General features: G+C 67.1%; 6 protein-coding genes. 3 read left to right on the top strand and 3 right to left on the bottom strand.

What is annotated here, in order from left to right:
* Window positions 1–220: 220 nt before the first annotated feature.
* From GRI75_RS03260 to GRI75_RS03250, 3 genes are all read right to left on the bottom strand, one after another.
* Window positions 221–1,876 (bottom strand): dihydroxy-acid dehydratase, encoded by a 1,656-nt coding sequence (locus GRI75_RS03260; RefSeq protein ID WP_160745474.1) that lies wholly within the window; start codon window positions 1,874–1,876, stop codon window positions 221–223.
* Window positions 1,877–1,888: 12 nt separating this feature from the next.
* Entirely contained in the window at window positions 1,889–3,280 is a 1,392-nt protein-coding gene (locus GRI75_RS03255; RefSeq protein ID WP_160745473.1) for an MFS transporter, read from the bottom strand.
* Window positions 3,281–3,424: 144 nt separating this feature from the next.
* Complete coding sequence (locus GRI75_RS03250; RefSeq protein WP_160745472.1) at window positions 3,425–4,624, bottom strand: LL-diaminopimelate aminotransferase; 1,200 nt, start codon at window positions 4,622–4,624, stop codon at window positions 3,425–3,427.
* A 124-nt stretch (window positions 4,625–4,748) separates the two neighbouring features.
* Between GRI75_RS03250 and GRI75_RS03245 the strand changes: the two genes are divergently transcribed.
* From GRI75_RS03245 to clpS, 3 genes are all read left to right on the top strand, one after another.
* Entirely contained in the window at window positions 4,749–6,593 is a 1,845-nt protein-coding gene (locus tag GRI75_RS03245) for a PHA/PHB synthase family protein (protein WP_160745471.1), read from the top strand.
* A 128-nt stretch (window positions 6,594–6,721) separates the two neighbouring features.
* Window positions 6,722–7,537: a phasin family protein gene (locus GRI75_RS03240; RefSeq protein WP_160745470.1), complete on the top strand. Its 816-nt coding sequence runs from the start codon at window positions 6,722–6,724 to the stop codon at window positions 7,535–7,537.
* A 174-nt stretch (window positions 7,538–7,711) separates the two neighbouring features.
* Window positions 7,712–8,119 carry an ATP-dependent Clp protease adapter ClpS gene (gene clpS / locus GRI75_RS03235; protein ID WP_202389537.1) on the top strand — a complete coding sequence of 136 codons (408 nt, stop codon included), beginning with the start codon at window positions 7,712–7,714 and terminating at the stop codon, window positions 8,117–8,119.
* Window positions 8,120–8,150: the final 31 nt, after the last annotated feature.

Below are 8,150 nucleotides of genomic sequence, written 5' to 3'. Positions count from 1 at the left end.
CCCCCCCCCCCGCGGGGGGGGGGGGGGCGGGGGCGGCCGCCGCGGGGGTGCCCCCGCCCCCCGCCCCCCCGGGGGGGGGGGGGGCCCCCCCCCCCCCCCCCCCCCCCCCCCCCCCCCCCCTCGCCTGGTGCTACCGTTCGTCCAGGCCAAGCCCCCTCCACCACCGCCTTCGGCGGCGGTCCCCCTCCCCCAGAGGGGGAGGATTGTTCTGGCCCTTAAGCTACTCCGCGGAGGGCAGCAGGACACCGCCGGTGGACATGTCGCGGACGTCCTGGCGGAAGTTCCTGAGGTATCCGCTCGCCGGCACGACGTAGCCCGGTCCTTCCCGCCCGGCGAGTTCCTCGGCCGGCACTTCGATGTCGATGCTGCGATTGGCCACGCTGATGGTAATGATATCTCCGTCGCGCACTTTGCCGACGGGGCCGCCGGTGGCGGCTTCGGGATGGACTTCGGCCACGGTCAGGCCCTTGAGGCAGAGGCCCGAAAGCTGTCCGTCGGTGACGAACGCCGTCGTCTTGGCGAGACCGGCCGCGTCGAGCGCGAACAGGACCAGGCTGGCGCCGCCGCCCATCGCCGGGCCGCCCTTGAGGCCCTGGTTGCGGCTGACGATCACGTCGCCCGGCTTGACCACGCCGTCCTCGATCGCCTGCATGCACGTCATCGTGTCTTCGAACACCCGCGCCGGGCCGGAGAACTCCTCGGGCCGCGAGCCGTCGCGGATGCCGAGGCGCACAACGGCGGTTTCGGCGAAGTTGCCCTTGAGGATGGCGATGGCCGGGCCGGGGCCGACCGGATCGTCGACCGGATGGATCACGTCGGGGCCCGGGATCTCGTAGCCGGCGAGGTTCTCGGCCAGGGTCTTGCCGCTGACGGTCAGTGCCGTGGTGTCGATGCGGTTCTCGAGGCGCTTGAGCACTGCCCTGGCCCCGCCTGCGTCCTCGAACTGTTCGATCCGCACATGACCGGTCGGGCGCACGGCGCTGAGCACCGGGACGTCGCTCATCTCCTCCCACAGCGCGAACACGTCGAGCCCGTTCTCGGCTTCGATCGCCGTCGCCTGGAGGTGCTTGATCGCGTTGATCGATCCCGACACCGCCAGCACGGTGGCAATGGCATTACGGAACGCACCTTCGGTGAGGATCTGGCGCGGCCTGAGGTCCTCGTGAACCATCTCCACGATCCGCCGCGCAGCCTCGCGGGCGTTGGCCTGCATCTTCGGGCTGTTGCCGCGCACCGGCGCGTGGCCGGGCAGGCACATCCCGAGAGCCTCGACCGTGCAATGCATCGTGTTGGCGGTGGCCATGCCGGCGCAGACGCCCGGGCCCATGATCGCGTGCTCGGCCATCTCGTCGACGGGGAACTTGGGCTTGGCGCCGAAGCGTTCGCCGACCTGGCCGGACCAGACGTCCTCCACGTCGACCGGTTCGCCGTCGATCTCTCCGGCCTGCTGGTAGCCGCCGATGACCAGGATCGTCGGGATGTTGAGCCGCGCAGCGGCCATCAGGTGGCCCGGCGGGGTCTTGTCGCAGCTGGTCAGGCAGATCATCCCGTCGAGCATCGCCGCCTCGACCTGGACTTCGATATCGTTGGCGATGATGTCGCGGCCGGCGAGGATGTAGCTGCCGCTCTTGCCTGCGCCGGTGATGAAGTCCGACGGAGCGGCCGTGCGGACTTCGAAGGGGACGCCGCCGGCCGCGCGGATTTCCTCCTTCACGATCTTCGCGATCCCGTCGAGATGGGCGTAGCAGATCGCCAACTCGCTGGAAGAATTGACCACCGCGATCTTCGGCTTCTCCATGTCCTCCTTGCTGAGGCCGAGGGCGCGCCAGTTGGCACGGCGGCCGGGGGAATTCGCGGAAAGGCTGCGTAGGGTCATGATGGTATCCTGTTATTCAGCGGGTTGGGCCTGAGCGGCCGAGTGTGCTTCTTCGGCTTTGAGGCCGCGGGCGAACCAGGCCAGCAGCAGCATGCAGACGACGATGCCGACCAGGCACAGCGCGGTGAACATGTATCCGTCCATCGCGCCCTGACGCCCGGAGAGGAACTGGGCGCCGAAAATCGGCGCAGCGACGGCGGCGAACTTGGCCATGAAGCTGGCCCATCCCCCGCCGGTCGCCCGCACGGCGCTGGGGTAGTAGATGCTGGTGATGGAGATGACCGCCGCGTGGCCCGCCCCGACCAGGGTGGCGCTGATGAGCAGCACCGCCACCAGCTCGGTTCCGCCCATGACGTAGCCGAGCCCGACCAGCATCGTGAACGGAATCGCGAAGAGCGGAGCGAGCGCGATCCATCCCGGTCCGCGCTTCTCGGTCATCGCCAGCAAGGCGACGCCGCCGATCGCCCCGAGCACGCCCGTGGCGCCGCCGAGCCAGGCGGCGTTCTGCCGGGCGATGCCCAGGTTCTCCATGAAGATCACGCCGTAAGCGCTCTTCAGGTAGATCGCGAAGCTGGAGAAGAAGTACGCGGCCCAGATCAGCGGGGTGACGATCAGCAGCGCCCCGACGAACAGCTCGCGGAACTTGAGCAGCGGGTTGGCGCTCTTGCTGGTCTGGCGCTCGTCGGACAGCGAGAAGCGCTCGTAGGCTTGCGCCTCGAAGCCGGGGTTGAAACGCGCCAGCATCGGCACGATCCGCTCGCGCGGCTTCTCGGTCGCTACCATCCAGCGGGTGCTTTCCGGCAGCAGGAACAACAGGATCAGCGAGAAGACGCCGGTCATCGCGCCGCAGACCCAGAAGATCCCTTCCCAGCCCAGCACCGGGGCGATCCAGTTGGCGATCGGGGCTGCCGAGGAACTGCCGAAGCTGAAGCCCATCATGATGATGGTCACCGACGTGGCCCGCATCGACTTGGGCATCGATTCGATACTCAGCGCCCAGACCGGCGCGAGCAGGCCGCCGATCGCCAAGCCGCTGACGAAGCGCAGCACGATGAGCTGTTCGGGCGTGCCGGCGAAGCCGACGATGGTGGTGAACACCGCGCTGCCGATCGTGCAGGCGATGATCACGGGCCGGCGGCCGAAGATGTCGCCCATGTACGATCCGAACAGCGATCCGATCATCTGGCCCGCGAACGCGGCGGAGCTGACATAGCCGGTCATCTCGTCGCTGATGCCCATGTCATCGCGGATGTACGGCAATGCGTAAGCCAGGGCAGAGAAGTCCTGCCCGTCGAAGAAGGTGACGAGCGCACAGAGGATCAGGATGTGCAGGTGGTAGCGCGAGAACTTCTGCGCTTGCAGAAATTGCCCGACGTCGAGCGTCTGCGAGGCTGCACGTGCCATCTCGGTCCTCTCTCCAAAGTCCCTTAGCAGGCTAAGCGTATAGACCCAGTCCTGCCTGTCCAGCCTGTTTTCGGCTGATGTTGTCATTGGCGTGAATTATACCGGCGGCCGGCGGAGCGCATCGCGACCCGCCGGACCCGGCCGTCAGGCAGCGCTGGTATTCACCCCCATCTGCTGCAGATAGCGCCTGATGTTGCGCGCGGCCTGCCGCAGCCGCTGCTCGTTCTCGACCATCGCGATACGCACGAAACCTTCGCCCTGCTCGCCGAAGCCGACGCCGGGCGCGACCGCGACATCGGCATGGGTGAGCAGCTGCTTGGCGAATTCGAGGCTGCCCATGTGCTTCAGGGCCGGGGGCAGCGGCACCCAGGCGAACATCGATGCCCGCGGCGGTGGGATCTCCCAGCCTGCGCGGCCGAACGCCTCGACCATCACGTCGCGGCGCTTGTGGTAGAGCTGGCGGTTCCGCTCGACGATGTCCTGCGGGCCGTTCAGTGCGGCGCAGGCGGCGGCCTGGATCGGGGTGAAGGCGCCGTAGTCGAGATAGGATTTCACGCGGGTGAGCGCGGCAATCATCTCCCGATTGCCGACCGCAAAGCCGATTCGCCAGCCGGCCATCGAGAAGGTCTTCGAAAGCGAGGTGAACTCGACCGCCACGTCCTTGGCGCCGGGAACTTGCAGGATCGAGGGCGTCGGCTTGCCGTCGAAATAGAGTTCCGAATAAGCGAGATCGGAGATGACCCAGATCCGGTTCTCCTTCGCCCAGGCGACCAGCCGCTCATAGAACGTCAGGTCGACGACCTCTGCGGTGGGGTTGGACGGAAAATTGACGATCAGCACCGTCGGGCGCGGCACGGTGAAGGCCATCGCCGCGTCAAGCGCCTTCCAGTAATTCTCGTCCGGCGTGGTTGGCACGGAGCGAATCGACGCGCCTGCGACGATGAAGCCGAAGGTGTGGATCGGGTACGAGGGATTCGGCGCCAGGATCACGTCGCCGGGCGCGGTGATCGCGGTGGCGAGGCTGGCGAGCCCCTCCTTGGAGCCCATGGTCACGACCACCTCGCGCTCCGGATCGAGCTCCACGCCGAATCGGCGGCCGTAGTAGTTCGCCTGCGCGCGGCGCAGCCCGGGGATGCCCTTCGACTGCGAATAGCCGTGCGCGTTGGGCTTCTGCGCCACTTCGCACAGCTTATCGAGCACGTGCTGCGGCGGCGGCAGGTCCGGGTTGCCCATGCCGAGGTCGATGATGTCGCGTCCCGCCTGGCGTGCCGCGTGGCGCATCGCGTTAACTTCGGCGATGACATAGGGCGGCAGGCGCTTCATGCGGTAGAATTCGGTGTCCATGACCTCTGGCTTGTCTCTCGCGGCGCAGCACCATTGCCGCGTCGCCGCACGATTGTGACGGAATCGCCGGGCCGGCGCAATTGATTGCTCGCAACTGCAATACTGCGAAGGTAAGTTGCGCCAGATGAGCGAGAACGACGCCGCCGACATCTTCGCCCGAATGCTCGAGATGCAGAGCGAGGCGGCGCGCCAGGTCATCGCCGCGAGCATTCCCGACGAAGCGGCGATCGCCGAGTGGAGCGAAACCACGCAGCGCCTGCAACGGATGTGGATGGACTTCCACGCGCAGGAAAAGCTGCCGGAAGCCCCCGCCCCGCTGTTTGCCGACCCGGCGCAGTGGATGGGCATGATGCAGGCCTGGTACCGCCAGGTGCCGCTGCTCGATCCCGAGCGCCAGCAGGCCCTGTGGCAGGAAGGCATGGCCCTGTGGGAGGACATCCTCGCGCAGTACGGCATCGGCGATGGAGGAGCCGGTGCGGCACAGGAGCCGGAGCTGCCGCGCGCGGACAAGCGCTTCGCCGATCCGACCTGGCGCGAACAGCCGGTCTTCGCGCTGATCCACCAGACCTACCTGCTGTTCGCCGAACGCCTGAGCGAGCTGGTCGATGAAGTCGGCGGAATCGATGGCATGGAGCGTGACCAACTCCGCTTCGCGCTGAAGAGCGTGCTCGACGCGATGAGCCCGGCCAACTTCCCGCTGACCAATCCGGTCGTGCTGGAACGGACGCTGGAGACGCACGGCGCCAACCTGATCCGGGGAATGGAACGGCTCGCGGCCGATCTCGAGCGCGGGCAGCTCACCCACACCGATACGAGCGCTTTTAGGCTTGGCGAGAACATCGCCTGCACCCCCGGCAAAGTGGTGCACGAGACCGAGCTCTACCAGTTGATCCAGTATTCGCCGTCGACCGATGAGGTGCTCAGCGTGCCGCTGGTGATCTTCCCGCCGTGGATCAACCGCTTCTACATCCTCGACCTCAATCCGAAGAAAAGCTTCGTGAAATGGGCGGTGGACCAGGGGCTGACGGTGTTCATGGTCAGCTGGCGCTCGGCCGACGAGAGCCTCGCCCATATCGAGTGGGACGATTACGTCCGCGCGCAAATCGATGCGATCGACCACATCCGCGCTCGCCTCGGCGTGCCGGCGGTCCATGCGATCGGCTACTGCGTCGCGGGAACCACCCTCGCCGCCACCCTGGCGATCCTCGCCCGGCGCGGCGAAGCGGAGAAGGTGAAGAGCGCCACGTTCTTGACCGCGCAAGTCGATTTCGAGCGCGCCGGAAACCTCAAGCTGTTCGTCGACGACACCCAGCTGGAGATGATCCGGCAGGCGAGCCGGGGAGGCTTCCTCGACGGGCGCTACATGGCCGCGACGTTCAACCTGCTGCGCGGCAGCGACCTGATCTGGAACTACGTCGTCAACCACTACCTGCTGGGCGAGGATTACCCGGCGTTCGACCTGCTGTACTGGAACGGGGACGTCGCCAACCTGCCGGCCAGGTGGCACGCGTCGTACTTGCGCGACCTCTACCGCGACAACAGACTGGTGAAACCAGACGCGCTCAGCGCCGATGGCACGCCGATCGATCTCTCGCTGGTCGAGACCCCCGCCTACATCCAGGCGGGGCGCGAGGACCATATCGCCCCGCCGGAAAGCGTGTGGCGGATGACCGAGCACTTCTCCGGCCCCGCACGGTTCGTGCTGGCCGGCAGCGGCCACATCGCCGGGGTCGTGAACCCTCCCGACGCGCGCAAGTACCAGCACTGGACCAGCGACGCCCCCGCCGCCTCTCTCGAAGAGTTCGTCGCCGCCGCGCAAGAGCATGCGGGCAGCTGGTGGTCCGACTGGCTCGCCTGGATCGAGGCGCAGGACGGCGCGCGGGCGAAGCCCACCGGCAAGCGCAAGCCGGGCGGCCGTGGGGACGCGGTGGTCGAGGACGCGCCCGGGCGCTACGTCAGGATGCGCTGACCCGGGCGGCCCATCGCACCGCTCTGCTGCACTGCACAATATCCGCTTGACTTCGCATCTGCAGTGTCTATTTTGTGCACTGCAACACGACCGTCTTCCCGGCGGTCGGCAGACAGAAGCGAGGGATCATGGCCGAGTCCGCCGACAAAGCCGCGAAGAGCGCCGATGAAGCCGCCGCCGCCGCCGCGGCCGATGCGAAGCCGGTGACCAAGCCTGCCGAGGCAGCGCCTGCCGCGGGCCCCAAGCCTGCAGCGGCCGAAAGCGCCCCGGCCAGCAAGCCCGTTGCCGCTACGCCCCCGCCCGTCGCGCCTGCGCCGAAGCGCACGCCCGCCGCGCCGAAGGCTGAGAGCAAGAAGACACCGGTCGCCAAGAAGCCGGTGAACAAGAAGGCCGGCACGGCCACGAACGTTACCAGGACAAAACCCAGCCCGTCGCGCGGCCCGGCCCAAAAGGCCCCCACCGCCGCTCCGGCTGTACCCGAACCCACGATTTCCGAATTGAAGGAAAAGATTATGGCTAACGCCAATTTCACCATGCCGATGGGCGACGCGCTCAGCGAAGTCCAGGCGCGCGCCAAGGCTGCTTTCGAGAAGAGCACCGAGATCGCCGCCGAAATGACCGAGTTCTCCAAGGGCAACGTCGAAGCCTTCGTCGAAAGCGGCAAGACGCTCGCCGGCGGAATGCAGGACCTCGGCCGCACCTACGTCGAGGACGCGCGCACGGCTTACGAGACGCTGACCGCCGACATGAAGGAAATGGCATCGGTCAAGAGCCCGACCGAGTTGCTGCAGCTGCAGGCGCGTGTCGCCCGCCGCAACTTCGACAGCATGTTCGCCTACAGCTCGAAGAACGGCGAAGCGATGATGAAGCTGGTCAGCGAGGCTTTCGCGCCGATTTCCGGCCGCATGAGCCTGGCCGCGGAGAAGATCTCCCGCGCCGCCTGAGCACGGCACTTTCCTCTCTCGCCGGCAGGTATCCTCTCCAGATGCCGGCGCTGACGGGCCGGACGGTTCATGCCGTCCGGCCCGTTTCGATTCCGGACCCGAAATGGCATGTTAACCGTTCAAATGGCCCGAGCATCTTGCGACTGGCCCGCGCGATACGATATTCCTGACCCGATGCAGTTGAATCACGCCTTCCGCCCGCCCGCACCTCACGCGATCCGCGCGGCGGGCGACGATGCGCCCGACGGCGGCGACAACGACGTCGGGGGCGGCGTGAACGAAGGGGAAGGCCAACTCGGCCTCGCCACCCGCACCCGCGCCAAGCCGAAGAAGCCCAGCCAGTACAAAGTGCTGATGCTCAACGACGATTACACCCCGATGGAATTCGTCGTGATGGTCCTGAAGCGGTTCTTCCGCATGGACCTGGAACAGGCCACGCGGGTCATGCTCCACGTCCACCAGCGCGGCGTCGGCGTGTGCGGGATCTTCCCTTACGAAGTGGCTGAAACGAAGGTGAACCAGGTGATGGATTTCGCCCGCCAGAACCAGCACCCGCTGCAGTGCACGCTGGAGAAAGCCTGATCCGGCCAGCGCCGTGGCGAAATCGGCGCAT

Source organism: Croceibacterium soli (assembly GCF_009828065.1).
Lineage (GTDB): Bacteria > Pseudomonadota > Alphaproteobacteria > Sphingomonadales > Sphingomonadaceae > Croceibacterium_B > Croceibacterium_B soli.
This window is presented reverse-complemented; position numbering and strand designations above follow the sequence as displayed.